This window comes from Streptomyces longispororuber (genome assembly GCF_024448165.1).
GTDB classification, from domain to species: Bacteria; Actinomycetota; Actinomycetes; order Streptomycetales; family Streptomycetaceae; genus Streptomyces; species Streptomyces longispororuber_A.
The window spans coordinates 21,279-47,474 of sequence record NZ_JAMOLN010000029.1 but is presented as its reverse complement, the minus strand read 5'-3'; the positions used below and the strand labels follow the sequence as shown (position 1 = coordinate 47,474).

The 26,196-nt window shown below is 73.9% G+C and carries 22 protein-coding genes; 15 read left to right on the top strand and 7 right to left on the bottom strand.

The features are described from left to right. Positions 1 to 141 precede the first annotated feature (141 nt). From M4J07_RS11365 to M4J07_RS11355, 3 genes are read right to left on the bottom strand one after another with little or no spacing between them, the layout of a single operon-like run. Positions 142 to 681 (bottom strand): helix-turn-helix domain-containing protein, encoded by a 540-nt coding sequence (locus M4J07_RS11365; protein WP_255970595.1) that lies wholly within the window; start codon positions 679 to 681, stop codon positions 142 to 144. A 3-nt stretch (positions 682 to 684) separates the two neighbouring features. Further along, a complete protein-coding gene (locus M4J07_RS11360; protein ID WP_255970594.1) occupies positions 685 to 1,449 on the bottom strand; it encodes a response regulator transcription factor in 765 nt (254 codons plus the stop codon). Further along, positions 1,446 to 4,295 carry a helix-turn-helix transcriptional regulator gene (locus M4J07_RS11355; RefSeq protein ID WP_255970593.1) on the bottom strand — a complete coding sequence of 950 codons (2,850 nt, stop codon included), beginning with the start codon at positions 4,293 to 4,295 and terminating at the stop codon, positions 1,446 to 1,448. The genes M4J07_RS11360 and M4J07_RS11355 overlap by 4 nt, the downstream gene beginning before the upstream one ends. Before the next feature lie 431 nt (positions 4,296 to 4,726). On the opposite strand from M4J07_RS11355, the gene M4J07_RS11350 reads away from it, so the two are divergent. From M4J07_RS11350 to M4J07_RS11340, 3 genes are all read left to right on the top strand, one after another. Beyond that, positions 4,727 to 7,555: an AAA family ATPase gene (locus M4J07_RS11350; RefSeq protein ID WP_255970592.1), complete on the top strand. Its 2,829-nt coding sequence runs from the start codon at positions 4,727 to 4,729 to the stop codon at positions 7,553 to 7,555. A gap of 148 nt (positions 7,556 to 7,703) precedes the next feature. Continuing rightward, positions 7,704 to 8,252, top strand: coding sequence for a gamma carbonic anhydrase family protein (locus M4J07_RS11345; protein WP_255970590.1), 549 nt, complete (start codon positions 7,704 to 7,706; stop codon positions 8,250 to 8,252). Positions 8,253 to 8,378: 126 nt separating this feature from the next. Then, the gene (locus tag M4J07_RS11340) at positions 8,379 to 8,651 is read left to right on the top strand and encodes a WhiB family transcriptional regulator (protein ID WP_255970588.1); all 273 of its coding nucleotides are present in this window, start codon (positions 8,379 to 8,381) and stop codon (positions 8,649 to 8,651) included. A gap of 70 nt (positions 8,652 to 8,721) precedes the next feature. Here the strand turns inward: M4J07_RS11340 and M4J07_RS11335 are convergent, their stop codons facing one another. Then, a complete protein-coding gene (locus M4J07_RS11335; RefSeq protein WP_255970586.1) occupies positions 8,722 to 11,592 on the bottom strand; it encodes a helix-turn-helix transcriptional regulator in 2,871 nt (956 codons plus the stop codon). Positions 11,593 to 11,902: 310 nt separating this feature from the next. On the opposite strand from M4J07_RS11335, the gene M4J07_RS11330 reads away from it, so the two are divergent. The 9 genes from M4J07_RS11330 (at position 11,903) to M4J07_RS11290 (ending at position 21,900) form a co-directional block, all read left to right on the top strand. Then, positions 11,903 to 14,233 (top strand): AAA family ATPase, encoded by a 2,331-nt coding sequence (locus M4J07_RS11330; protein ID WP_255970584.1) that lies wholly within the window; start codon positions 11,903 to 11,905, stop codon positions 14,231 to 14,233. Between the two features lie 113 nt (positions 14,234 to 14,346). Further along, the gene (locus M4J07_RS11325; RefSeq protein WP_255970582.1) at positions 14,347 to 15,108 is read left to right on the top strand and encodes a sigma-70 family RNA polymerase sigma factor; all 762 of its coding nucleotides are present in this window, start codon (positions 14,347 to 14,349) and stop codon (positions 15,106 to 15,108) included. A gap of 67 nt (positions 15,109 to 15,175) precedes the next feature. Beyond that, entirely contained in the window at positions 15,176 to 15,772 is a 597-nt protein-coding gene (locus M4J07_RS11320; RefSeq protein WP_255970580.1) for a YceI family protein, read from the top strand. Positions 15,773 to 15,860: 88 nt separating this feature from the next. Continuing rightward, entirely contained in the window at positions 15,861 to 16,334 is a 474-nt protein-coding gene (locus tag M4J07_RS11315; RefSeq protein WP_255970610.1) for a carboxymuconolactone decarboxylase family protein, read from the top strand. A gap of 167 nt (positions 16,335 to 16,501) precedes the next feature. Beyond that, on the top strand, positions 16,502 to 18,034 hold the full coding sequence (locus tag M4J07_RS11310; protein WP_255970578.1) for an MFS transporter: 1,533 nt from the start codon (positions 16,502 to 16,504) through the stop codon (positions 18,032 to 18,034). 23 nt (positions 18,035 to 18,057) lie between these two features. Beyond that, positions 18,058 to 18,831, top strand: coding sequence for a PIG-L deacetylase family protein (locus M4J07_RS11305; RefSeq protein ID WP_255970576.1), 774 nt, complete (start codon positions 18,058 to 18,060; stop codon positions 18,829 to 18,831). A gap of 50 nt (positions 18,832 to 18,881) precedes the next feature. Further along, entirely contained in the window at positions 18,882 to 19,364 is a 483-nt protein-coding gene (locus tag M4J07_RS11300; protein ID WP_255970574.1) for a cupin domain-containing protein, read from the top strand. Between the two features lie 53 nt (positions 19,365 to 19,417). Then, positions 19,418 to 20,518: a long-chain fatty acid--CoA ligase gene (locus tag M4J07_RS11295; RefSeq protein ID WP_255970572.1), complete on the top strand. Its 1,101-nt coding sequence runs from the start codon at positions 19,418 to 19,420 to the stop codon at positions 20,516 to 20,518. After that, positions 20,518 to 21,900, top strand: coding sequence for an aldehyde dehydrogenase family protein (locus M4J07_RS11290; protein ID WP_255970570.1), 1,383 nt, complete (start codon positions 20,518 to 20,520; stop codon positions 21,898 to 21,900). Before M4J07_RS11295 ends, M4J07_RS11290 begins: the two co-directional genes overlap by 1 nt. A gap of 78 nt (positions 21,901 to 21,978) precedes the next feature. On the opposite strand, the gene M4J07_RS11285 is transcribed toward M4J07_RS11290, so the two are convergent. Together M4J07_RS11285 and M4J07_RS11280 are read right to left on the bottom strand one after the other, a co-directional pair. After that, on the bottom strand, positions 21,979 to 22,542 hold the full coding sequence (locus tag M4J07_RS11285; protein ID WP_255970568.1) for a DUF5134 domain-containing protein: 564 nt from the start codon (positions 22,540 to 22,542) through the stop codon (positions 21,979 to 21,981). A gap of 31 nt (positions 22,543 to 22,573) precedes the next feature. Then, positions 22,574 to 22,999 carry a cupin domain-containing protein gene (locus tag M4J07_RS11280; protein WP_255970566.1) on the bottom strand — a complete coding sequence of 142 codons (426 nt, stop codon included), beginning with the start codon at positions 22,997 to 22,999 and terminating at the stop codon, positions 22,574 to 22,576. A 259-nt stretch (positions 23,000 to 23,258) separates the two neighbouring features. On the opposite strand from M4J07_RS11280, the gene M4J07_RS11275 reads away from it, so the two are divergent. The 3 genes from M4J07_RS11275 (at position 23,259) to M4J07_RS11265 (ending at position 25,670) form a co-directional block, all read left to right on the top strand. Further along, complete coding sequence (locus tag M4J07_RS11275) at positions 23,259 to 23,999, top strand: SDR family oxidoreductase (RefSeq protein WP_255970564.1); 741 nt, start codon at positions 23,259 to 23,261, stop codon at positions 23,997 to 23,999. Between the two features lie 85 nt (positions 24,000 to 24,084). Continuing rightward, positions 24,085 to 24,981, top strand: coding sequence for an RNA polymerase sigma-70 factor (locus tag M4J07_RS11270; protein ID WP_255970562.1), 897 nt, complete (start codon positions 24,085 to 24,087; stop codon positions 24,979 to 24,981). 191 nt (positions 24,982 to 25,172) lie between these two features. Continuing rightward, positions 25,173 to 25,670: an Ohr family peroxiredoxin gene (locus M4J07_RS11265; RefSeq protein ID WP_255970560.1), complete on the top strand. Its 498-nt coding sequence runs from the start codon at positions 25,173 to 25,175 to the stop codon at positions 25,668 to 25,670. A gap of 58 nt (positions 25,671 to 25,728) precedes the next feature. On the opposite strand, the gene fdxA is transcribed toward M4J07_RS11265, so the two are convergent. Next, positions 25,729 to 26,091, bottom strand: a complete 363-nt coding sequence (gene fdxA, locus M4J07_RS11260; protein WP_255970558.1) for a ferredoxin — start codon at positions 26,089 to 26,091, stop codon at positions 25,729 to 25,731. Between the last annotated feature and the right edge of the window lie 105 nt (positions 26,092 to 26,196).

The following is a 26,196-nucleotide window of genomic DNA, read 5'->3' as shown; positions in this document are numbered from 1 at the left end:
GCCGCCTCTCCCCGCCTCGAGTGAGGGCATCCTAAGCGAGGATGCGCCCACCGGAGCGGGCGGCTACCGCTGGTTCTCCGCCCGGAGCGGGCTCCTGGTCACAGGCGGGGCGGGGTCGTTCGTTCGATGCCGGGTGGGGTCTCAGGCCGGTGGGCTCGTGGCGATCACGAACTCCACCGTTTCCCGCGCCTCGTTGAGATAGCGGTGCGGGATTCCCGCGTCGAAGGTGATGGCCTCGCCCGCGCGCACCGTCCGGGTGCTGCCGTCGATGTCCGCCGTCAGCGTGCCGGTGACGACGTAGGCGCACTCGACGGAGGAGTGGCTCCAAGGTTCGTCGCTGCTGACGTCGCCGGGTTCGAGGACCGCGCGTAAGACCTCCAGCGTGCCGTTGCTCGGGGTGACGCGTTCGTAGAGGACGGTGCCACGCGGACTGCGCAGCACGGGGCGCTCGCCGGGCCGGCTCACCTCGGTGGGCAGCTTCTCGTCGGGTGAGAACAGGTCGGCGACGGACACCGCGTGGACGTCGGCCAGTCTGCGCAGGGTGGAGAGGCTGGGCTCGGTGACGCCGCGCTCGACCTGGCTCAGCAGGGTCGGCGACACCCCCACCGCCGCGGCCAGGGCGCGCAGGCTGAGTCCCTTGGCCCTGCGGAGCGTCCGCAGCCTGCTTCCGATCGTCGCCATCGGTCACACCACTCCCCGTCGGATCGCGTAGGCCACGGCGTGGGTGCGGTTCCGCAGTCCCAGACGGGAGATCAGTTCGTGCAGGACGTTCTTGATCGTGCGCTCCGAGTAGTTGAGCCGGACCGCCACGTCGGTGGTGCTCAGTCCCTCGGCGATCAGACGCAGCACGTCGACCTCGCGCACCGACAGTTCGATGCCGTGCCGTTCGGCGGCCGTGGCGAGCGCGCGCATGGCGTCGACCAGTGAACGCACCAGTCGCGCGGACATGGGGGCATCGCCGTCCAGCGCGTTGCGCGCGGCCTCGAGGACCCGGGCGTAGTCGGTCTCGCCGCGCAGCAGGACGCCGACGAGGCCGTGGCGGACCGCGCGGACGAGTTCGGCTTCGCCGATGGCGTCGGCCACCAGCAGGATGGGCAGCCCGCCGCGGGCCGCCGTCTCCTGTCCTACGCGGTCCATCCACGCGAGCGTCCTGTCGGTCACCTGGTGGTCGAGGACCAGGACGATGTCGACGTCGTCCCAGGCGCCCCACTCGACCACGCGCACCGCCTCCGTGGCCCGGAGGTACGCCTCGGCGCCCTCGGCGGTGAGGGCGTCGCCCGCGACCACGGTGACGGTGAGGAGGTTCTCCTCCTGCCGGGCCCCGACCGATGCCTGTCCGTCGGCACCGGTGCGGGACCGGGCCTGGTCCGGCACGGCGGTGAGCGGCGTGCGGCTCCCGGGCGCCGCGGGGACCCGCGCCGGCACCGCCAGCGTGGACCCGGCCGTCATGCGGATTCCCCCGACTTGCGCAGCGCGCCCAGGAGTTCCCGGCGCGAGCTGACCCCGAGCCGCGGATAGACCTTGTACAGATGGGATCCCACGGTCCGCGGGGAGATGAACAGCTGGTCGGCGATCTGCCGGTTGGAAAGGCCCTGGGCGGCGAGCTTCGCGATCCTGCGCTCCTGCGCGGACAGGAACGCCGCACCGGGAGTGGTGACGGCCTCCGGGTCCGCGTCCCGCGCGCTGACTCCGATGGCGCGCAGTTCGGCAAGTGCCATGTCGCGCCACGGCGCGGCTCCGAGCCGGGCGAACACGTCCTGGCCCGCCCGCAGTTGGGTGCGGGCCGCGGCCGTCTCCCGCTGTCTGCGCAGCCACCGCCCGTAGTCCAGGGCCAGCCGGGCCCGGTCGAAGGGGCGCGTCGACGCGGCGGCGGAGTCGAGTGCGTGCCGGAACCGCTCGTCGGTGTGCGGCGAGCCCTCGTGGGCGGCGAGCAGGGCGGCGCCGTGCCGGACCGCCGTCGCCGTCTCGGCCGAGACGTCCGCCGGCCGGACCGCGGACGCGCGCTGGTGCAGCTCGCGTGCGGCCCGGTCGTCTCCCCGGGTGAGCGCGGACCGGACCGTGTCGACGTAGGCGCGGCGCGCGACGGCGCTGGTGAGCAGGCCGGCGGAGACCGGCAGCGGTGACGTGTCGCCGCTGCCGAGCGCGAGCAGATGGCGCGCGTGGGCGGCGAGCCGGACGTGGTGGGCCGATCCGTGGTCGACGCCCCACCGGTGGACCTCGTCCAGCAGCGTCTCGGCCTCCTCGTACCGTCCCTGGCAGGCGTGGACCATGAGGAGACGCGCGGTGACGTCGATGTCGTGACGGCCCACGCCCTCCCGGCGCGCCCGCGCGCGGCGCGGCTCCGCGAACGCGCGCAGGTCCGTCCACCGGCCGCTGGTCAGCATCAGGTCCGCCTGGAGCGCCTCGCAGTGCCGGATGCGGCTGCGGTCGCCCGCGTCGAGCCGGCGGAGCGCGGAGGTCACCAGGAGTTCGGCAAGGCCCGCTTCGTCGATGCGCAGGGCGGCGTCCGCGAGCCAGACGAGCTCCCGGGGGTCGGACAGGTCGGCGGCCGTCCCGTGGAACGCGTCGGCCGCCGCCGCCAGGCGCTCCCGGATCTCCGCCGCTCCCGTCACCGGCGTCAGGTGGGCGGCGACGGCGATGCGCAGCGGTTCGCCTCCCACGTCGGGGTGGGTCCGCAGCCAGTTCGTCGCGATCCTCGCGGGTTCGGGCGAGAGCTGGAGCGAGCCGGACTCGGCCAGCCGCAGCGCCGCCGCGTCCCGGAGCTCGGCGCCGTCCCCCCGGTCGGCGAGCAGCGCGCTCGCCAACCGCACACTGCTGCGCCCGACCTGGCACACCGTGTCGAATTCGGCGCAGGCGCGCACGAGTTCCATCGTGCGGACGGCCTCGGCCGGGTTCTGGGCGGCGGGCAGGTCACGGATCAGCGCGAGCGCCTCGCCGGAGCGGCCGGCCCGCAGCGCCGCCGCCCCGGCCGCCACGTACCGGCTGCCGCGGTGCGCCGGGCTGGAACTCACGTCCCCGGAGTGCCGCAGCGCCCGGTACGCCGCGCCCCAGTTGCCGCCCCGCAGCGCGGCCCCTGCCAGGGCGTCGAGACGTCGGACGGTGGATTCCCGCGCCGCGTCCGGCTCCTGCGCGTCGTCCGGCCCGTACGCGTGACCGCCGAGGCGCGCGTACCCGTAATCGGCCCAGGCCGACCGGGCGAGGCTGTGGACCGGGGGCGGGGCCGTCGACGCGGCCAGACACCGGTGGACCGGTGTGCGGAAGCGGAGTACCTGGTCGCCGGTCACCAGACCGGCCCGTTCCGCGACGACGAGCGCGCCCGCTTCGATGCCGAGCGTCCCCGCCGCCGACAGCACGTCCTTCCGCATCGCCACGCCCTGGGCGGTGTCGAGGAGGGAGAGCATCACGCGGGTGTCCGTGGGGAGTTCGCGGAACGGGCCGCCGAGGGAGCGCGCCACCGCGGCGCCGACCGGGAGCGGGTCGGGCAGTTCCTCCTCCCCCCGGCGCTGCGCCGGCGTCAGCGCCGAGGGGAGGTCGACGAGCAGCAGCGGGTTGCCCTGGGCCGCCGCGGTGATCGCGGCACGGGTGCGCGGAGCGAGGTCGGGATGGCGGTCGTCGAGGACCAGGCCGGCGGCCCGGTCGTCGAGGCCGGTGAGGACCAGCTCGTGGGTGCCGTTGCCGTCGAGGGGGCCCGGCCGGTCGTCGCCGGTGGCGGCCAGCAGCACCAGCCTGCTCCCGGTGAGCCGGTGGGCCAGGTACGCCAGCGCCTTCGCGGATCCGGAGTCCAGCCACGGGAAGTCGTCGACGATCACCAGGGTGGGGCGGCGGCGGGCGACGACGAGCAGGAGCTGGCGCAGGCCGGAGTAGGCGAGCAGCGCGTCGTCGGCCCCGGCCGCGCCGGCCAGGGTGTCGAGCAGGGCGCTGCGCAGCGTCTCGGGCAGGTCGCGGCACGCGTTGAGCACCGGATAGGCCAGGGAACGCAGCGCGCCGAACGGCGGGGCGGCGTCGCCGGGGACGCCGCAGATCTGGAAGACCTGCCATCCCTCGGCCACCGCCGCGTCCGCCGCCCGGCGCAACAGTGTGCTCTTCCCGCTGCCCGGCTCGCCCCGGACGACGACCGCCGAACCGCGGCCGGTCGCGGCGTCGTCCAGTGCCGAGCCCAGCGCGTCCAGCACGTCGCGGTACCCGTGCACCGCGGACGCCCGTGTCAGCGCCTCGGCCAGGCCCGTCCGTGCCGCGGTGCCCGAAGCGTCGGCTCCGGACGGTCGCGCCGGTCCCGGAGAAGTCGTCGTCTGCATGGCTGCCGCCCTTCGTTCCGCCCCACCACCGGACGACGTTCGATTCCGGTGTCACACGTACCGTCGCAGGAGGACGAGGCGTCGCGCATCGCATGGTCGTGCGACAACGGCGGTTCCCGGTAGCTGCCGTGTCACCTTCGCCGTTCTCGCTGGTCGTAGTGGTGACGGCCGCGCCGGGCGGCACCGTCGCCGCGCAGCAGAGGTTTCGGTGCGCGATCCCCCGGATCACCGCACGGTGTCACCGCGATCGTGACCCGGACGCGGCGTTCGACACCTTGTGATGTGTAGTGTGACTGCACACCAGGACCCGATGACTGCTCACGGCTACCCGCATTCCCCCCGCCGGCACCGTCGATGCTCGCCAGAGAACTCCCCCACCTCGGGTCATTGCCTCAGCAACCGGCACTGCCCTATTCACAGGAGGCGGACGCGTGCACGCACCCCAGGTCGGCGACGGGCGGGATCGTCCTGCCCCGCCACCACCGGAGGCCGGGAACCCGCTCGGCGAAGGCGACTTGACAGGTCGCGACGCCGAACTGCTGGGCGTGGAGCGGTTCCTGTCCCGCGCGGCGGGCGCGGGAGAGGTCCTCGTGGTCACCGGGCCCCTCGGCATCGGCAAGAGCGCCGTGCTGCACGAGACCGTGGTCCGGGCCGGGCGAGCGGGGTTCCGTGTCGTGCGCGGCACCGGCCACCGCGCGGAGGCGGACGTGCCGGGCGCCGGACTGACCCAGCTCCTGCCCCACCTGCCCGCCCCCGGCCGGGCGGACCACCACCCGGACGGTGATGCCCTCGCCACCCGCATCGTCGCCGCCGCGGAGGATCACCTCGCGGCGGGAACGGCCCTCGTCCAGGCCCTGTTCGGGCGCACCGGCACTGCCGCGGACACCGACGCGGCTGCGGCCGCGGGCGGCGCCGCTCCCCTGCTGATCGCCCTCGACGACGCCCAGTGGTTCGACACGACGTCGCTCAAGGCCCTGACCTCCGCGGTACGGGGGACGCGCCGGCCCGTGGCGCTGGTGATCGCCACGCGGCACGGCGACCGCAGGGACTTCGCCCGTCGCTCCCCGCAGCTCAGGCTCGGCCCGCTGGCCCCCGCGGACGCCGAACGGCTGCTGGACGCCCAGGTCCGTTTCCTGCCGGCCCGGCTGCGCTCGCGCGTCCTCGCGGAGGCAGGCGGCAATCCGGCCGGCATCATCGGCATCGCCGGCGCACTGCGGGACGCGGGCGCTCCGGCGGCCTCCCTGCTGGCGCCGCGGCTGCCCCTCGGCGAGCGGCTCCAGCGCACGGTGTGCTCGCTGCTCGACCGGGCGCCGGCGGCGGCGCGGGACTTCCTCCTGCTGGCCGCCGTCTCGCACACCGACCGCGTCGACGTCCTGCTGGCGGCCGCGCGGGCCGGTGGCCACGGCACGGGCGGCATGCCCGCCGCGCGGCGCGCCGGTCTGGTGGCGGTCGCCGACGGGCGGCTGCGCTTCACCCATCCGCTGCTCCCGGCCGCCCTCCACTGGAGCGCGTCCCCCGGCCAACGGCTCCCCGCCCACCTGGCGTTGGCCGAGGTCCACACCGGCAGGCCGTACCTGCGCGCCCTGCACGCCGCCGCCGCGGCCACCGGACCCGACGAAGCCACCGCCGCGGCCCTCGAAGCGGGCGCTCCGGCCGACCTGCCGCAGGCCGTGGCCGCCCTTGAGCGGGCCGCCGACCTCAGCCCCACCGGGCAGGGCCGGGCCGCCCGGCTCGTCAAGGCCGCGCACGCCGCCGACCTGTGCGGGCAGGTCTCGGTGCTGCGCCACCTCGTCGGCCGGCTGATGGCCGGCCCGTTGCCCGCGTCGCTGACCGCGGAGGCCTGCGCGCTGGAGGCCCGGGTCGCCTACCTCACCGACGGTGTGCCGGAACACGCCCTGTCCGTGCTGTCCCGTTCGGCCGCCGCGCCCAGCACCCGCCGGCCCGCCCCGTTCGTCGCCGTCGCCCACGCGCTCGCCCCCGCGCTGTTCCGTCCCACGGTCGAGCAGGTCCTGCGCCCCGCCTTGGAGGCCGAGCTCGCGGAGCCCGGGCGGGCGGACGATCCCGAGATCCTGTCGGCGCTGTGCTGGACGGACCGCGGGGCCTATGGCGCCCGGGCACGCCCCCTGCTCGCCGCGGCGGCGGCGCGGCACGGGTCGGGAGCGGCCCCGGAGAACCTGCCGCACGACGCCGCCCGCGACGTCGCGCACGTCGTCATGGCGACCGCGCTCGACGACCCGGTCGCCGCCGACCTGATCAGTGGTCATCTCCTGGACGCGCAGGCCGAGTCGGGGCACTTCGGACCGGCTCTCACCGTGCTCGTGCACCGGCAGATCGCCCACCTCCACCTGGGACTCGGGCCCGCCGTGCGGCGGGACGCCGAGCTGGGCCGCCGCTGGGCCGGAGCGGCACAGGACACCCCTGCGCAGGTGGCGCTGCGGGCCGGGCTGGCGCAGGCGCAAGCCTGGACGGGCGAGGAGGAGGGCCACCAGACCGTCACCGACGAGGTACTGGCGTACGCACTGCCGCGCCGGCTGCAGATCCTGGCGGCCCGGGCCCGCTGGGCGCGGGGGCTGATGGCACTCGTCCACGGCCGGCCGGAGGACGCCGTGGAGGAACTGCGGATGCTCGCCACGGACAGCGGGGACGCCTGGCACCCGGTCGTCGCGCACTGGGCGCTGGGCGACTACGTCGCCGCCGCCGTCGCCACCGGCCGGGCAGACGAGGTCCACGAGCCGGTGCGGCGCGCGGCGGAGGTCGACCGGCGGCTGGACTCACCGCTGCTGGGCCTCCTCGTGGCCCGCTCCCGCGCCCTGCTGAGCGAGGGTGAGGAGGCCGAACGGCACTTCAGGGCGGCGCTGACGGCCCGTGGCGAACCCCTGCGCTACGAACGGGCCCGTACCGAGCTCGCCTTCGGGCAGTGGCTGCGCAGGCAGCGCCGGGTGCTGGAGGCCCGTACCCATCTCCAGGAGGCCCACGACGCCTTCACCGCGCTGGGCGCGGACGCCTGGGCCCATGGCGCCGCCTCGGAGCTGATCGCGGCCGGCGAGGCGACGACGGCGCCCCCGGTCTGGGCGGCCCGCTTCCACCTCACCCCCAGGGAGGCGGAGGTGGCGGCGCTGGCCGCGGACGGGCTGACCAACCAGCGGATCGCCTGGCAGCTGGGGCTGACGCACCGGACCGTCGCCAGCCATCTCTCCCGCGTCTTCATGAAGGTGGGCGTCTCCTCGCGCGGGCAACTCCCGTCGGTGCTCGGTCCGTAGGGCGGCGTCCGACCGACCCATGGGGCAGACCTCCGGGGTCGCCCGGGCAGTGTGCGGGCCGCGAGCCGTACCGCGCCCCCGGGACGTCCTACGATCCGGAGTCCGACCTCCGGCGCCCCGGCCGGCGGCGATCTTCTCGGGAGCATCCTTGGGCCGGCTCTATTCGTACCGCGGTGCGTCCCCTCGGCTGGCGTCCTCGGCGCTGCTGGCCGACAGCGCGGAACTCGTGGGCGACGTGGTCGTCGGCGAGGACGCGCTCATCGCCGGCGGGGTGCGCATCACCGGTGACTCGTCCGGCGCCGTACGGATCGGGGCGCGCGTCACGATCCTGGAGAACACCGTGCTGCGCCCGCTGCCCGACTGCGACCTGGTCGTCGAGGACGACGTGGTGATCGGCCCGGGCGCGGTCCTCCAGGGCTGTCACGTGGGCAGCGGATCGGTGGTCGAGGCGGGCGCCCTCCTCGACGGGCGCAGCCGCATCGGAGCCGAGTCCCTCGTCGGCTCCGGCGCGTGCGTCAAGCAGCGCAGCGTGTTCCCCGCGCGGTCCGTGATCGACGGCTCCCCGGCCGAGGTCATGGGCAGGCTGCGCGGTCCGCTGCGCCGCCCCGACTGGGCACCGCGCAGCGGCGACCTGGCCGCCCGCGGGCTCCCGGACGGCCACGGCACGGATGCGGGCACACCTCCCGGCCACTCCTGATCCCGGACCGGCATCGGCGCTCGTCGGCCGCCGACGACACGTCAGTCATGCGACGGATGTCTCCGTCGTCCCGCTCCGACAGGCTCTGCGGCACAGCGACGCCGAACGAGCCCGAGGAGGGGACTCATGCGACGACCCGGCCGATCCATCCTGCTCAGACCCCTGGGAGAGCTGTGGGACTGGCAGCGCAGCGCGGCCTGCCGCGGCATGGACAGCTCCGTCTTCTACTCGCCTCCGGGCGAGCGTGGCCGCCTGCGCCACGAACGGGAGGAGCGCGCCCGCCGCATCTGCCGAGGCTGCCCGGTCCTCCAGGAATGCGCCGGCATGGCGCTGGGGACCAAGGAGGCCTACGGCGTCTGGGGAGGCCTCTCCGAGGCGGAGCGGAGCGACCGGCGTTAGCCGCCGGACGCGGTCCGGAGCGGGCCGGGCCCGCCCCCGGAAGGGCCGTGCCGGGGGTGCATCGCGGCGGTCAGCGGGCCACCCCGCCGTCCCGGTCCTGCTCCATCGCCATCCGCACCAGCTCCACCCGGGAGGTGATGCCCAGCTTCTTGAAGGAGCGGCGCACGTACGTGTTCACGGTGTGCGGGGAGACGAAGAGCTGTTCCGCCACCTCACGGTTGGTGGCTCCCCCGGCGACCAGCCGCGCCACTTGCAGCTCCCCCCGGGACAGGCTCGACCAGCCGGTCGCCCGGTCCTGGGTCCGCGCGGCGGGCTTCGTCCTGTCGGACCTCGTCCGGTTCCCGGCCGGTGCGAGGCGGCGCGCGACCCGCTCGGCGTGCCACTGCGCACCGCACTCCTCGTACAGGCGCAGGGCCTCCTTCAGGTACCGGGTGCCCCGCGCCGCGGACGTCTTGAGGAGGACGCGGCCCGCGTCCTCGCAGGCCGAGGCGACGGCGATCGGCCGTTGGCTGCCCCGGTGCAACTGCACGGCCCCGGCGAGGAGTTCCGCGTCGTCCGTCAGCAGCCCGCGGGCGTGCGCGTGGGCCGCCGCCAGGCCGGCGAACCGCGGGTTGGCCGCGGCCCGCAGCCGGGCCACCTCGACCGCCTCGGCCGCGCGCTCCCGGTCGCCGGCCCGCAGCGCGATGCGGACGAACGCCGGCTGGTCCATGGGGTCGAGCGGCACCGGGAAGCGGGGGTGCACCGCGTCGAAGAACTCGGTCTCCCGCGGCATGAGTTCCAGCGCCCGCTCGCTGTCCCCCTGCCAGTCGGCGACCTGGGCGGCGAGCCAGGTGCCGAAGCGACGCACGAACACCGACTCGTCGCGCATCATCTCGGCCGCGTCCCGCACCGCCCTGCGCACGCCCTGCCGGTCGCCGGTGTGCAGGGCGACGATGCCGAGGGGGTAGCGGACGGAGGTGTCGGTGAAGTCGGCCGAGCCGAGGTCCTCGGCCATGGCCACCACGCCCTCGGCCTCGGCGCGCGACTCCTCCAGGCGTCCCGCGTCGAGCAGGAAGCGGGCCCGGCTCATGGCCCAGAAGTGCATGGTGGCCGCCTGGCCGTGCCGGCGGGCGAACAGGATGCCCTCGTCGGCCTCGTCCACCGCCCGCTGCGCGTTCCCCGCGCTGCTGTGCAGGTAGATCCGCCACATGCCCGGCTTGTACGGGAGCTCCGCCGGGTCCACGTCCTGGGCCAGCCGGACCGCGCGCTCCACGGCGTCGTGGGCCTGCTGCCAGTCGGCCCGCATGAAGGAGACGATCGACTCGGCGGTGAGCGCGGTGACTTCAGCGGCCGTCCGGTCCGAGTCCTGGGCCAGCGCCCGTGCGTCGGCGGCCGTCCGCCCGGCCTCGTCCAGCGTGCCGCCCCTGGTCAGGTTGAGCGCCAGCAGGGCCAGCGAGTGCGCCGTGAGTCCGGCGGACGCTCCCTCGACGGCGGCTCCCAGCCGTCCCTGCCGTACCGCTTCGGTGAAGGACTGCTGGCTGGCGAGACCGGCGAGGTTCAGGCGCAGCCGGGCCTCGCTCTCGGGGTCGAGCGTCCCCGGTGCGCGGAACGCGGACTCGGCCAGTTCCAGCGCCCGGGCGTGCGCGCCGCCGCGCCACAGCAGGGCGACGGTCTCGGCGATCATGCGGGGGCGGTCCGTGTCGTCGTCGGCCAGCAATCGCAGGGCCCTGGTGCTGAGTTCGGCGGCGGCCGCGGGAGCGCGCCCGGACAGTTCTGCCACCGCACGCGCCAGCAGTCTCACGGACGCGTCGTCGCCGGGGCCCGCGCTCTCGGCGAGCAGCACCGCGACGTCCGTCACCGGTACTCCCCTGGCCAGCTGCAGGTCGACGGCGCGCCGGCGCAACCAGCGCCGGCGGGCGGCCGGCGCCAGGGCCACGATCGCCTCGCGCACGAGGTCGTGGCGGAAGGTCATCCGGCCGTCGGTCTCCACCATGAGCTCGGCCGCGAGCACTTCCCGCAGCGGCTCCACCAGGGACCCGGGCGGCACGCCGAGCAGCTCGACCATCAGGTCGACCGAGCAGGAGCGGCCCAGCACGGACGCGACCTCGGCGAAGTCCCGTGCCAGGGGCGAGAGGTGGGACAGCCGGTGCCGGACGGACTCCTCGAAGCGTTGCGGGATGCGGGGGCCGGTGAGCCGTGCCCGGCCGGAGCGCACCGCCACTCCGCCTTCGTCCCGCAGTCCTTCGAACAGTTCCCGCAGCAGCAGCGGCTTGCCTTCGGCCTGGGCGGCGAGTTCGAGCACGGCGTCGTCGGGTTCGGCCCCGAGCGTGTCCCGGGCGAGCTCCCGGATCGCGGCTCCGTCCAGGGGGCCGAGGCGCAGGCTCCGACCGCCGTCGCGCACCAGGCGGGCCACGGTGGCGCGGGCCGGCCGGGACAGCCCCGCGGTGCGCGTCGCGAGCAACCAGACGACCGGGTGGCCCGCCAGCGCCTCGGGCAGGCTCCGCAGCGCGCGGAGGGTGGACTCGTCGCACCACTGCACGTCGTCGACGAGGACGGCCACGGGGCCGGCCGTCGTCGCCCGCTCCAGTTGTTCGCGGATCTCCTGGAGGATCCAGAAGTCCTGGTTCGGCAGGTGCGCGAACTCGCCGAACTGCCGCTCGTCGAGCAGCGGATCGCTGCCGGACGCGAAGGCGCGCAGCAGGGGGCCGAGCAGGACGGTGTGCCCCTCGGGATCGGCGCCGCCCCGGAACACGCGTACCGCGCGGCGCTCGGCCGCCCGCCGCGCCTCCTCGATCAGCCGTGTCTTCCCCGAGCCCGGGGGTCCCTCGATGACGAGCAACCCCCCGGCTCCCCGCGCCGCGCGCTCCAGCAGGCCGGTCAGCGCGGCCAGTTCCCGCTCCCTGCCGCGCAGCGCCGGTCCGACCCGCACGGGTCGGACCGGCCGGGTGAGCGTCTGCTCCATGACCACGGTTGACTCCTCGGCACGCGGGAACGGGCTGGGCCCTCTCGGGAGGATCCTGTGCGGTGGCGGCCGGTTTCGGCCCCGCCGCACGCTGTGCCACGAGCCTCCCGCGCACCGTTCGACGGCTCCAGGAAGTTCCGCAGGAAGTTTGGGCAGGCACACCGTTCCGGCAACCACGGTATCCGGCCGCTCGCGGCGGGTCCTTCGAGGGGTTCCGTCTGGTGAGATCCCTTCGTGGGCCGGCCGTCGTTCTGGCAAAATCAGGGTGCCCGTGGAGCTGGGGAGGCCAAGTGGGGCTGGGGAGGCGGAGATGACCGGAAGCGCATCGTCGTCCTTCGCCGCCGCCCTCCGGGAGACGCGCGTGGCGTGCGGCCTGACACTCGAGGAACTCTCCGAGAAGTCCGGTGTCAGCGACCGGTCCATCGGAAACATGGAGCGCGGTCACACGCTGGCACCCAGACGCCGGACAGTGGCAGCCCTGGTCGATGCGATGGGCCTGACCACCGACCAGCGGCGCACCCTGACCCAACTTGCCCAGGCCTCACGCTCCCCCGTCCCCGCCTCCGCTCCTGCCGCCGTCTCGGGCGCGGCGATCGCCTCCGGCCGTCTGGCGCCGCCACCCCGCCGCCCTCCGGTGTTCGTGGGACGGGAGGACGAGGTCCGGTCGCTGGCCGCCGTGCTCCGCGACGACCGCGACGGACCCCCGGCGGTGACCCTGTACGGTCCACCGGGCGCCGGCAAGACCACGCTCGCCCTGCACATGGCCGAGCAGGTGCGGGACGCGTTCCCCGACGGAACGCTCTTCGCCGACCTCGGCGGCACGGACGAGAACCCGCCGAACCCGAGCAGCGTGCTGCTCGCGCTGCTGAGCGGCATGGGAGTGCCCGACGGCGAACTGCTGCGCGAGGACACCGGTGCCCGGATGCGCCGCTACCACGACCTGACCCGGCAGCGCCGGCACCTGATCGTCCTGGACAACGCGTCGGACGAGGCCCAGGTCCGCCCGCTCCTCCCGTACGCGGGCCGGACCGGCGTCCTCGTCACCGCACGCCACCCGCTCAGCGGTCTGGAGACCTCCCGCACCGCGCTCGGGCCGCTGCACCGCTCGGACTCGCTCGCCCTGCTCACGTCCCTGATCGGCGAGCAGCGCACGAAGGACGCCGCGAGCACGGAGGCGGTCGCCGGACTCTGCGCGGACCTGCCCCTGGCGCTGCGGATCGCCGCGAACTGGCTGATCACCCGCGAGAGTTGGGGCATCGACCAGCTCGTCGCACGGCTGCGTGACGAGGACCGGCGGATCGCTGCGCTGAGCGCCGGCGACCTGGCCCTCGGCCCCGCCTTCTCCCTGTCCTACCGCCGGCTGACCCCCGAAGCCGCCGCCGCGCTCCGCGCCCTGGGCACCACCGCCCCGTACGACGTGGGTTCCGCGCTCCTCGCCGCCACGCTCGGCGTCCCCGACGACGAAGCGGCCGACCTGCTCGACGAGCTCGTCGAGACGGGCTGGCTGCGCACGTCGCAGCCCGGCCGGTACCGCATCTACGACCTGCTGCGCCTGTACGCGCGCCGGCGCCTGCTCGACGAGGAGGGCCCGGAGGCGGAGACGGTCCTGCACGAGCGCGCCCACGGCTGGCTCCTCTCCCAAGTACGGGCCACCGGCCGCTGCTTCGAGCCCGGCTACGGCCCCGACCAGGACGCTCCGGCCCACCACCCGACCGCCAGCCTGGAGAACGCCGCCGACTGGCTGCGCGCGGAGGCGGGCCACTGGTGGGAGGCGTACCGGTGGGCGGCCGCCACGGGGCGGCACCAGGAGGTCGTGGACACGGCGGAGTCGCTGCACTGGTTCTCCGACAACTGGATGCTGTGGGACCACTGGACGGAGCTCTTCGCCACCGCTGCCACAGCCGCCCACGCGCAGGGCGACCGCCGTATGGAGGCGACGCATCGCAACTACCACGCCTGGGCCCTCACGGCTCTCGAAGTCGACCCGGAGAGCGGGCTTCAGCAGGCGCGGACCGCGCTCGCCATCGCCGAGGACTGCGGCGACATCGTCCAGCAGGCGTGGGCCCACTTCTATTGCAGCTGGACCCTTCGGCACCTGGGCTCCGAGGAGGCGATCAGCGCGGCGGCCGCCGCCACCGCGCTGTTCACGGAGGCGGACGAACCCAATGGCCTCCTGTCCGCCTACAACACGGAAGTCAGATGCATGCTGCACTTCGACAAGGTCGAGGCGGCGGTCCCCCTGATCGAGCGGACGATGCGGCTGATCTCCGGCCCCACGGCCGACGCGCGCATCCCCGAGCACATCCGTGGCTTCGCCTGGAAGGGGGGCATGGAGGTGCAGGGGAACGTCGCGATCAGGCTCAGGCAGTGGGAGAAGGCCGAGCGTTGCGTACGGGAGTCCCTCAAAAGCTCCCCCTCGGACGTCGTACCGGTACGTGCGGCCCATGGCCACAATCGACTCGCCTACGTCCTGGACCAGTTGGGACGTCACGAGGAAGCCGCGCAGGAACGGGACCGGGCACGCGTCTACGACGGGCACACCACTCCCGACGCCCTCCTCGACCACCTTGAGGCGGCCGGCCACGCGACAGGTGAGGACGACCGGCGCTCCGGAGACGACGGCCAGTCGAATGACGGATGACCTGAGTTCGGCGCGCGGGCCAGCCTGTCCCTGAATCCGCCCCTGCCGCTGCCCGCAGCCGTCCGGGAGCGCGGATGACTCCCGCCGCGACCGGCTGCGAACAGGGGATGCATATGAACTCCACACCGACGTCTGCCACCGAGAGGTCTTCCACCGAGCGGATGGAGGAGGCCGTTTCCGCGTTCATGGCCTTCCGTCCACGGCTCTTCCGCATCGCGCACCACATCCTGAGGCGCCCGGCCGATGTCGAGGACATCGTCCAGGAGGCGTGGCTGCGCTGGCAGAACACCGACCGGGCCGAAGTCCTCGACCCTCCGGCCTACTTGGCCCAGATCACGATCCGCCTGTCCCTCAACGCCGCCGGTTCCGCCCGGTCGCGTTACGAGAGCAGTGCCGGTCCGTGGCTGGCCGACACGTGCGACAGCGGCCCCGACCCGTTCGCCAGGGCGGAGGAGGCGGAAGCGCTCGACCAGGCCCTTGGCCTCCTCGTCGACCGGCTCAACCCCACCGAACGGGCCGTCTACATCCTGCGCGTGGCGTTCGACTTCCCGTACAGCGAGATCGCCGCGAGGCTGCAGCTCAGCACGATCAACACCCGGCAGATCGCCAGCCGGGCCGGCAAGCGCCTGCTGTCCGACGACCCCGACCCGGCCCGCCACGGTGACCACCAGCGCCTCATGGACGCGTTCCTCACCGCCGCGCGGGGCGGGGACCTCGGCGACCTGGAGACCCTCCTGACCCGCGACACCGTCCTCGCCCGTGCCAAGGCCCGCGGCCCACGCCCCTGCACCCGTCCCACCCGTCCGCAGACCCGCCGCGACGGGAAGCGGCCCGGGGCCCGGACCTCCGCGGCGGTCCGCACCGCCACAGCGTGAACCCCACCTCGTCCGTGCCCCGCCCCCACCCCGTCCGACCTCTCCAGCACAAGGAATGCGGATCGTCATGCTGCAGAACCGCACCACCTCCGCCCTGACGGGCTTCTACGTCATCGATCAGGTCCACAGCAGAGTGGGCTTCTCCGTCCGGCACGTCATGGGCTCCCAACTGCACGGTGCGTTCGGCAGTTTCGAGGGCCTGCTGGTGCTCGACGCCCACCGCCCGGCCCTCTCCGAGGCGTTCCTGACGGTGCAGACCGAGAGCCTGGACACGGGCCTCGGGGAGCGGGACGCGCACCTCACCGGCCCGGCCGTGCTCGGCTACCCGGCGTTCCCCACGATGACGTTCCACTCCACCGGAGTCACTCTCCTGGACGGCGGCGGCTGCTGTCTGGCCGGACGCCTGAAGATCAAGAACGTCGAGCGTCCCCTCGCGATGGACGTGACGCCCGGCGGTGCCCGTACGGACTCGCTCGGGCTGACCTGGGTCGGCTTCGAGGCCACCGCCACCCTCGGCCTCGCCGACTGGGGGCTCACGGTGGACGGTTCACGGACGGGCGGCCCCGGCGTCTGCGCCGACGTGTCACTGCACCTGAGCGTGTCCGCGGTGCAGGTCTTCCACCGGCCCCCGGCATCGGCACCCCCGACACCCTCGTCTGTGTGACCCAGGACACATGACCCAAGGTGTCACAGTTCGTGGGGGCAGTCCGGTCAATGGTGTGAATCAGCACTACGGCGAGGAGAACACCACCATGGATGCGCGTCTCGACTACTTCGGCAATGCGCTCGGGGCCAGGGTTCTGAAGCACATCAACTCCGCGAACAAGGTCTTGACGGACTCGACTCTGCCGCAGACCACGCAGGAACTGGTGAAGATCCGCGCGAGCCAGATCAACGGCTGCGGCTTCTGCACGGACATGCACACCAAGGACGCCGCCCACGCGGGCGAGACCCCCCAGCGGCTCCAGCTGGTCGCCACCTGGCGCGAGGCCACCGTCTTCACCGACGCCGAGCGCGCCGCGCTCGAACTCGCGGAGCAGGGCACGCGCATCGCGGACGCCGCGGGCGGGGTGAGCGACGAGGCCTGGGAGGACGCGGCCAAGCACTACGACGAGGACCAACTCGCCGCGCTGCTCTCCCTGATCGCCGTCATCAACGCCTACAACCGCGTCAACGTCATCAACCAGACGCCGGCGGGCGGCTACCAGCCCGGCCAGTTCGGCTGAGCCGCCCGCGCGGACGCCCGCGCCGTCCCGCCTCTCCGTCCTCCCCGACCTGCGACGGAGAGGCGGGCGCTCACCCCTGTGTCACCACGTCTCCGTACCCGTCACGTCTCCGTACCCGTCACGTCTCCGTACCCGTCACGTCTCCGTACCCGTCAGGACCACCGGACATGGACACCCCCCTGCACGAGCAGCCCTTGATCCGTGTCGCGAGCACCCGCGGCAGAGGGATCCTGCTGACCACCGTCCTGGGCTCCGCCATGGTGCTCCTGGGCTCGACCGTCACCAACGTCGCGCTGCCCCGCATGGGCGCCGACTTCGACGCCGACGTGGCCACGCTCCAGTGGACCGTCAACGCGTACATGCTGACCCTGGCGGGTCTCATCCTGCTGGGCGGATCCCTGGGCGACCGCTTCGGGCGGCGCCGGGTCTTCCTGGTCGGCGTCGTCTGGTTCGCCGCGGCCTCGCTGCTGTGCGGGCTGGCTCCCGACGCCGGGACGCTCATCGCGGCCCGCGCGCTGCAGGGCGTCGGCGGGGCGCTGCTCACGCCCGGCTCGCTGGCGCTCATCGAGGCCTCGTTCCATCCCGACGACCGGCCGCGCGCGGTCGGGCTCTGGTCGGGGTTCGGCGGGATCGGTGCGGCGCTCGGCCCGTTCCTGGGCGGCTGGCTGGTCGACGGCCCCGGCTGGCGCTGGACGTTTCTGCTGAACGTGCCGCTCGCTCTCGCCTGTGTGCCGATCGCGCTCCGCCACGTCCCGGAGTCCGTGGGCGCCATCGCTCAGGAGACCGGGACGGAGGTGTCCGCCGGTGCGCACCGGCGGCCGGCGTTCGACGTTCCCGGGGCCGTGCTCGGCGCGCTGGCGCTCGGTCTGGCGACCTACGCGCTGACCGAGGCCCGCGAGGGCGGCGCCGTCGTCGCCGTCACGGCCGTGGCGGCGGTGCTCGCGGGCGCGGCGTTCGTGGTCGCGGAACGGCGCAGCCAGGACCCGATGATGCCGCTGTCCCTGTTCTCCTCCGGCCAGTTCACCTCGGTCAACCTGGTCACGCTGTGCGTGTACGCGGGACTGGGCGGCTTCTTCTTCCTGACCGCTCTCCAGTTGCAGATCGTCGTCGGCTACTCGGCGCTGGCGGCCGGCGCGGCCATGCTTCCGAACACCGCGATCATGGTGGTCTTCTCGGCCCGCGCGGGTGAACTCGCCCGGCGCACAGGACCCCGCCTCCCGCTCACCGTCGGCCCGCTCGTCTGCGCCGTCGGCATGCTGCTGATGCTGCGGGTCGGCCCGGGCACCTCGTACGCGACCGGCGTGCTGCCCGCGCTGCTGTTCATCGGGGCCGGGATGGTCACGATGGTCGCTCCGCTGACCGTGACCCTGCTGTCGTCCGTGGACGGGCGCAACGCCGGGGTGGCCAGCGGGGTCAACAACGCGGCGGCGCGGGCCTCCGGTCTCGTGGCCGTGGCGGCACTGCCGCTGGTGGTGGGCATGGGCCCGGACGCGTACCGCTCGGCCGCCGCCTTCGACGTGTCCTTCGGCCGGGCGATGCCGCTGTGCGCGGCGCTGCTGTGCGGCGGGGCCCTCGTGGCCCTCCTGCGCCTCGGCCCCGTCGGCACGGTCGGGCACCGGGTGCACTGGCACACCCACGGATGGCTCACGGAGCCGCCGCTCGCACCGCGGTCCGCGCATCCCCGCGCCGCGGACAACTGACGAGAACTGACGAAAGAGGCCCCATGTCTCCCGCGTCCCGACCCCCGACCGACCCGGCTCCGCCGCCCCTGCTCCCCCTGCTCCCCCTGCCCGACGACTGGCAGCGGGCCCTGGCCGTGGTGGCCCACCCCGACGACCTGGAGTACGGCTGCTCGGCCGCCGTCGCCGCCTGGACGGCGGCCGGCCGCGACGTCACGTACGTCCTCGCCACCCGCGGCGAAGCCGGCATCGACACGCTGGCACCGCGGGACGCCGGTCCGCTGCGGGAGAAGGAACAGCTCGCCAGTGCCGCGGCGGTGGGGGTCTCCACGGTGGAGTTCCTCGACCACCGCGACGGTGTGGTCGAGTATGGCCTCGGGCTGCGCCGTGACATCGCCGCGGCCGTCCGCCGCCACCGCCCCGAACTGCTGATCACCCTCAACCACCACGCGACCTGGGGCCAGGGAGCGTGGAACACGCCGGACCACGTCGCCGTGGGCCGCGCCGTCCTGGACGCCGCCGCGGACGCCGGCAACCGCTGGATCTTCCCGGAACTCGGCGAGCAGGGCCTCGAACCCTGGAACGGGGTGCGCTGGGTGGCCGTCGCCAACTCCCCCGCCCCCACCCACGCCGTGCCGGCGGCCCCCGGCTTCGAGCGGGCGGTCGACGCCCTGCTGGCCCATCGCACGTACCTGGAGGCACTGACGGACGAGGAGCCCGAGGCGTACGTCCGCCGGTTCCTGACCACCACCACGCGGGCGCACAGCACACGGTTCGGCGGCGAACCGGCCGCCGCCTTCGAGCTGTTCGCCCGCTGAACGCCGAACCGAAGAGCAGTTGAGACACGATGAGACAGGGATGGTGAACCATGTCGTATCCGGAGCAGGTGTACCGGGGCGAGAACGGCGAGATCAGCGCGAGCTACCGAGCGGAGAGCACCCCGCCCGAGCTGGGCGAGCGCGGCCGGGACGCCATTCACTACCTGGCGACCACGACCACCACCAGGGGCGAGTTCGGCCTGTACCGCGTCGAGATGAGGGCCAAGGCGGGCGGGCCCAGGACCCACTTCCACAAGACGATCTCGGAGTCCTTCTACATCCTCGACGGGACGGTGCGGCTCTTCGACGGCGCCGACTGGATCGACGCGCACAAAGGCGACTTCCTGCACGTGCCGCAGGGCGGTCTGCACGCCTTCCGCAACGACTCCGACGCACCCGCCGAGATGCTGCTGCTCTTCACGCCGGGCGCTCCGCGCGAGGAGTACTTCGAGCAGGTGTCGCAGCTGGCGGACGCCACGGACGAGGAGCGCGCGAAGTTCTTCGACAAGCACGACTCGTACTTCGTGGACTGACCCCGCCGCCACCCGCTCCCGGACTCCCCTCGGCACCGTGAAAGGAACTGTTCATGCCGTACGATCCCGGCACCGTCCTGGACGCCGGCCCCTCGGCCGGGGCGGACCCCGACGCATTCGTCCGGGCCGCCGTGGCCTGGCACTTCGACCCGGCGACCGGGTCCCGGTTCTGGCTCGACCGTGCCGCACGGCTCGGTTTCGACCCCCGCCAGGACGTCAAGGGAGTGGCGGACCTCGCGCTGTTCCCCGACCTCACGCACGAGCTGCGGACCGTACCCGCGGCCGACCTCGTGCCCCGGGGCTACGGTGACCGGGCCGGGCTCCTGAACGTCTTCGACAGCGGCGGCACGACGGGCGATCCCAAGCGGGTCGTCCAGCTCGCCGACTGGATGCGGCACAGCACGGAGCAGGTGGCGCGCGGGCTGCGCGCCCACGGTCTGCCCGCCGGCGCACCGTGGCTGTCCGTCGCGCCCACCGGCCCGCACCTCGTGGGCGACGTGCTGACCCGGGCGGCGGCCTCGCTCGGCGGTCCCGCGCTCGGCGTCGACATGGATCCGCGCTGGGTCAGGAAGCTGGCCGCCGCGGGGCGGACCGACGAGGTCGCGGCCTACACGGACCACCTCGTCGACCAGTGCCGGCGCGTCCTGGTGAGTCAGGACGTCCGCGTGCTGGCGGCCACCACCCCGCTGCTCGAACGCCTCGCCCGCGAGGACGACCTGCTGGACGTCATCAACAGCAAGGTCGAGGCGATCGTCTGGGGCGGCACGCACATGGATCCGGACACCCGGTTCCTGCTGAGCACCGAGGTGTTCCCCGACGTGCCGCTCATCGGCATGTACGGCAACACCATGATGCTCACCGGCCTCATCGAACGCGTCGGGTCGAGTGCGTCGGACCCCTGCGTCTTCGACCCGGTCTCCCCGTCCGTGTTCCTCTCCGTCGTGGATCCCGGCACCGGCGCGCCCGTGCCGTCGGGCGCCCGCGGTCAGGTCGTCGTCAGCCACGTCAGCAGGTCCATGTTCATCCCCAACAACGCGGAGCGGGACACGGCGCTGCGCGTCGCCCCGGCCGCCGGACAGGTGGGCGACGCCGTCGCGGACGTCGCGCCGATGGCGACCGTGGCGGGCACGACGGTGATCGAGGGCGTGTACTGATGGCTGCCCCTCACACGGCGGCCGTCCCGCACCTGGACGCGCTCGGCCCCCGCGGCCCGTACCGCACCCTCGCCCCGGAGCCCGTGACGGACGTGACCGGCACCGAGGTGGCACGGCTCAGCCTGGTTCCTCCGGTGTACGTCGACCGGGCGATGGCGGCGCTGCGCCGTGCCGCGCCGCCCTCGCCGGACCGCATCGACGGCCGACTCGCGGCGGCCGCCGAGTCGTTCGCGTCCGGCACGGTCGGCGGACTCGGGGTGGGCGCGTACGAAGATCTGGTGAGCCGTACGTCCGGGACTCCGCTGCGCGTGGTGCGCGCCGCCACCCGGGACACGGCACGGTTCGTCGCCCGGGCCCGCACCTCGGCCGACCAGGGCCGGCCACGCGGTACCGCCGCTGGACTGTGGGGCGCGGCGCCGAGGGCGGTGTGGGCGCGGCGCGGCGAGGTGTTCGCCGTCAACGCCTCGGGCAACCACCCGGGCGTGCACCGGTTGTGGCTGGAGGCGCTGGCGCTGGGCTACCGCGTCGCCGTCCGCCCGTCGCGCCGTGAGCCGTTCACGCCGCACCGGCTGGTCGGCGCGCTGCGGCAGGCGGGGGTGGGCGAGGACCAGGTGGTGCTGCTGCCCACCGACCACCGGGCCGCCGACACCCTCGTGCACGGCGCGGACCGGTCCGTCGTCTATGGCGGCGACGACGTCGTCGCCCGCTACGCCCACGACCCCCGGGTGCTGCCCCAGGGCCCGGGCCGCTCGAAGATCCTCGTCACCGCGGACACCGACTGGCGCGCGCACCTGGACACGCTCGTCGCCTCCGTCGCCGACGAAGGCGGCACCGCGTGCGTCAACGCCACCGCGATCCTCGTCGAAGGGGATCCCGCGCCGCTCGCCGCCGCGGTCGCGGACCGTCTGGCGGCCCTGCCGTCCCTGCCGCCGCGGGACGAGCGGGCCGTGCTGCCGGTGGCTCCGCTGGAGCGGGCCCGCGCGCTCGGCTCCCATCTGACGAAGGTGGCGGCGGGCACGCGGGCCTGGCTCGGCGGGGACGGCGTCGTCGACGACCTGGGCGACGGCAGCGCCGTGCTGCGCCCCGCCGTGCACCAGGTCGACTCGGCCCGGGCCGGTCAGCTGCGCGCCGAACTCCCCTTCCCCTGCGTGTGGGTGGCGCCCTGGAGCCGGTCGGACGGCATCGCCCCGCTGCGCGACTCGCTGGTCCTGTCGGCGCTGACGCGCGACGGGGCCCTGCTGGACGCGCTGCTGGCGGAACCCACCGTCGCCAACCTGTACATCGGCGACCACCCGACGTACTGGATGGCTCCTGGGGTGCCCCACGACAGTTATCTGTCGGACTTCCTGATGCGCAGCAAGGCGGTCATCGGGGCGCGGTGACGTGCGGCGGGCCGGTCGTGCTCGGCGCACTCGGTGTACTCGTCGCACTCGTCGTGATGTGCGTGCTCGGCATGCCGGTCAGTGGTGCGGCATGACGAGCATGACCGCCGTGCCGAGGGCCATCGAGCCGTCCCAGAAGTGGCCGTACGGCAGCGGGAGGACGGCGGCCGGGCGCGCCGTGGCGCGCAGCGACGGCATGTCGCGGGTCAGCGCGCGCAGGGCGCAGACGAGCAGGCACAGGGCCAGCACCGGGGTGACCAGCGCCGCGGGCCGTGGCGCCGCCAGGGCCGCGGCGTGCTGCGTGCCGTGCGGGGCGTGGAGCATCCAGACCATGGCCGCCATGCCGAGCGCGGACGGCAGTCGCCGGGCCGCGGCGGTCGCACGGGACTCTCCCGGACGGCGCGCGGGGGTGAGCGTGAACCACACGGCGCCCGCGGCGAACAGGACGGTCTGTGGCGTCCGTGACAGGGGCGGTCCCCACGGCATCGCCGCCATGGCCAGCGCCATGGCGGCGTGCAGGAGGTGGTCGACGTGATCGCGCGGGGCCGGCCGGCCCCGCGCGATCACGTGGCGCACCGCGTAGAGGGCCGCCCCCGTGAACAGTGCGGTGAGCAGGGCGTGCACGACGTCGGTGGAGCTCATGGCGCCGCACGCCCTCTCTGTTCCTGCGGTCTCACTCGGCGGGGCGCGGGGCGCGGAGGTGGGCGCGCTCTTCGAGCTCCTCCTTGGAGACCAGTTCGAGCATGGGCTTGCCGGGGGCGCACAGCATGGTCACCACGAACCGGGTGCGCGCGTCGGCGAGTGCGTTGCCGTCCTGGTAGTGGATCGCGTCGCCGCCCGGCTCCCAGAACGTCCCGCCGGCCTCCACCACCCGCTCGGGTTCGCCCTCCAACTCGAAGCGGACGGCGCCCTCGACGACGTATCCGAAGGCGGGCCCGGAGTGGCGGTGCGGCGGGGTGCCCGGGTCGCCCGGCTCCCACTCCACCTTGATGGTCATCGCCGAGGCGCCCTCGGGGACCGTCAGGGGCGCGGCGTCCTGCAGCAGCTGCGCCGCCGTCATCCAGCTCTCGGTCGCCTCCGGGTCGCCTGCCGTGTGCATGTGGTCTGCGTGATCGTCCGACACTGTTGTGCACCTTTCGTAGTCGCCACGGGGAGCGGCGGGACTCATCTGTCCGCCCTCTCGGCAGAGTTGACCGGACGCCCGGTGGATCTGTGACACTGACGGGCCTTTCCCGGACACCTCCGTGGGGCGGTGTCACAACATTGGCTCAAACACTGTCCTAGTGATGTGAGTGGCCGATGGCGCCGTCACATACGCATCAGCGGGGTCGTCGACCCCCCGACGGGAAGAGACGCAGATGAGAGTCGTTGTCGCAGGAGCCACCGGCCGGATCGGAACCAGGACCGTCGCCCGGCTGCGGGACCACGGTGTCGAGGTCACGCCCGTCTCGCGGAGCACGGGCGTCGACGTCGTCACCGGGCGCGGCCTGGCCGAAGCCTTGCGGGGCGCCGACGTGATCGTGGACGTCACCGAGGCGCCGTCCCGGGCGGAGGCACCCAGCGTCGAGTTCTTCGGCACGGCGACGGGCAACCTGCTGGAGGCGGCCGCCACCGCGGGCGTCGAGCACTACGTCGCGCTGTCCCTCGTGGGGGCCGACCGCGTCCAGCGGGGGTACTTCCGTGCGAAGGCCGTCCAGGAGGAGCGGGCCCGGCGCTCGCCCGTGCCCCACTCCGTCGTACGCGCCACACCGTTCTTCGAGTCCGTGGACGCCCTGGCCCGCTCGACCGCCCACACGGACGGCGTGCACGTCGCGCCCGTACCGACCCGGCCGGTGTCGACCGACGACGTCGCGACCGAACTCGCCCACGTCGCGGTGGGGCTGCCGCTGTTCGGCGTCCTGGAGACCGCCGGGCCCGAGGAGTACCGGCTCGACGAGCTCACCGCCAAACTGCTGGCCGCCCGGGGCGATCTGCGCGGCGTGGTCACCGATCCGCGCGCCCCGTTCTTCGGTGCCCTGCTCGCGGAGCGGTCCCTGCTGCCGGGCCCGTCGCCCCGTTCCGGTCACGAGACGGTCGACCGGTGGCTCGCCCGCCGCTGACCGTCGGCCGGGCGCCGCGTCGACGCGGCGTCGTCCCCGCTCCACCGGTTTGTAGCATGGGGTGATCAAGCCGGAAGGGGCGACCATGCACGGCGGGGACGACACCGAATCTCTCGACCAGGCGGCGAAGGACTTCCTCGCCGTGCGTCCACAGTTGTTCGGCATCGTGTACCGCGTGCTCGGCAGTGCGGCGGAGGCCGAGGACATCGTCCAGGACGTCTGGGTGCGCTGGCAGAAGACCGAGCGCGCGGACGTCGTCGAACCGTCCGCGTTCCTGACGACGATCACCACCCGGCTCGCGATCAACTTCGCCCAGTCCGCCCGGGTGCGCCGCGAGACGTACGTCGGACCGTGGCTGCCCGAGCCGGTCAGCACCGGCGCGGATCCGCACCTGGGGGCGGAGCGGGCCGAGGCCATGGAGATGGCCGTCCTGCTGCTGCTCGAGAAACTCAACCCCGTGGAGCGCGCCGCCTACGTCCTGCGCGAGGCCTTCGAGTACCCCTACCGCAGGATCGCGGAGATCCTGGAGACCACCGAGGCCAACACGCGCCAGCTGGTGAGCCGCGCCCGCAAGCACCTCACCGCCCGGCGCAAGGAGCCGGTCAGCCCCGCCGACCACCGGCGGCTGCTCGAAGTCTTCCTGGACGCCGCGCGCAACGGGAACCTGAAGGTGCTCGAACAGCTTCTCGCCAAGGACGTCGTCAGCTACTCCGACGGCGGCGGAGTGCGCGGCGCCTCGAAGATCCCGGTCGTCGGACGCACGCACGTGTCCCGCTACCTCGTGGCGTTCGCGCCGCTGTTCTGGCCGGGCACCGAGGTGCGCTGGACCGAGGCCAACGGCCGGCCGGCGGTGCTCGTCTCCACCGCGGACGGCGCCGTGGCCCTGCTGTCGCTGGACGTCTCCGCGGACGGCGTCGAGCGCATCATGTGGGTCATGAATCCGGCCAAGTTGCTGCCCTATACGGCTTCTTTGGAGGGCTGAGTCCCCGCGGATGTCACAAGAGCGGGTACTCGTCGGTCAACCAGTCGTCCGAATTCCGGATCCCCACTGGCCGAAGGGCAGAACAACGTGACACATGCGGTGAGCGGTGCTCCGGCGCCCGCCTGGCGAACGGGTTCCGGCCCGGCCCGCCGAGACCGGAGCACGTGCCACGACGACGCCGGAGCCGTCCTGTGACCGAGCGGATCCCGCTGCCCCACCTGTCCACGCTGAAGGACTACACGGGCACGGACTTCTCCCCCATCTACACGACCACCGTGACCGTGAGCGGCGGTGTCGCCTCCCACGGGCGGGCCTCCGGCCGGGCCCGGTCGTCCGACGGGGCCCTGGACCTCGACCTGCGCATGCCCGGCGAGCTCGGCGGGGACGGCCGGGCGACCAATCCCGAGCAGCTGTTCGCCGCGGGCTTCGCCGCCTGCTTCCACGGGGCCCTGAGCCTGGTGGCGCGTCAGGAGGAGCTCGACCCCGCCGGGATATCCGTGGACGCGACGGTCGCCTTCGGCCGCGATCCGGACGACGGCGGCTATCTGCTGCGCGTCGATCTGGTCGTCAACTGGCCGGAGGTGGACCCGGAGATCGCGGCGCCGCTGCTGGAGCAGGCGGACGCGCTCTGTCCGTACGCCAGGATGGCCTGGCGGGGCACACCGACGACCATCACGCTGGCTCCCTAGCCGTACGGGACCGCCGACGAGCCGGCCCAGGGCCAGGAGGTCAGGACGGTGCGGACGGTCAGTTCGGGAACCAGCGGTCGGCGTCGGCCGCCTCCTCCTTGCGGACGGCGAACACGGCGATGTCCTTCTTCTCCGACGTCTGGTGCGGCAACCCGGCGACCAGCGGGTGGTCCGCCGCCGGCGCGGGCCGCGCGAAGTACTCCGCGTTGATCGCCGCGTACCCGGCCCAGTGCGCCGGCAGCTCCTCCTCGCAGAAGATCGCTTCCACGGGGCAGACCGGCTCGCAGGCATGGCAGTCGACGCACTCGGCGGGGTTGATGTAGAGGGTCCGCTCCCCCTCGTAGATGCAGTCGACCGGGCACTCCGTCACGCAGGCCCGGTCCTTGACGTCGACACAGGGCTGCGCGATGACGTAGGTCATCCTCTTCTCCTTCGGCGTCGGCTAGCTGTATGACCGCGCAAGGAGTGAAGGTGTGACACCAACCGGCAATCAGTGTCACAAGTTGGGCGTTCCATCGGTCTGTCG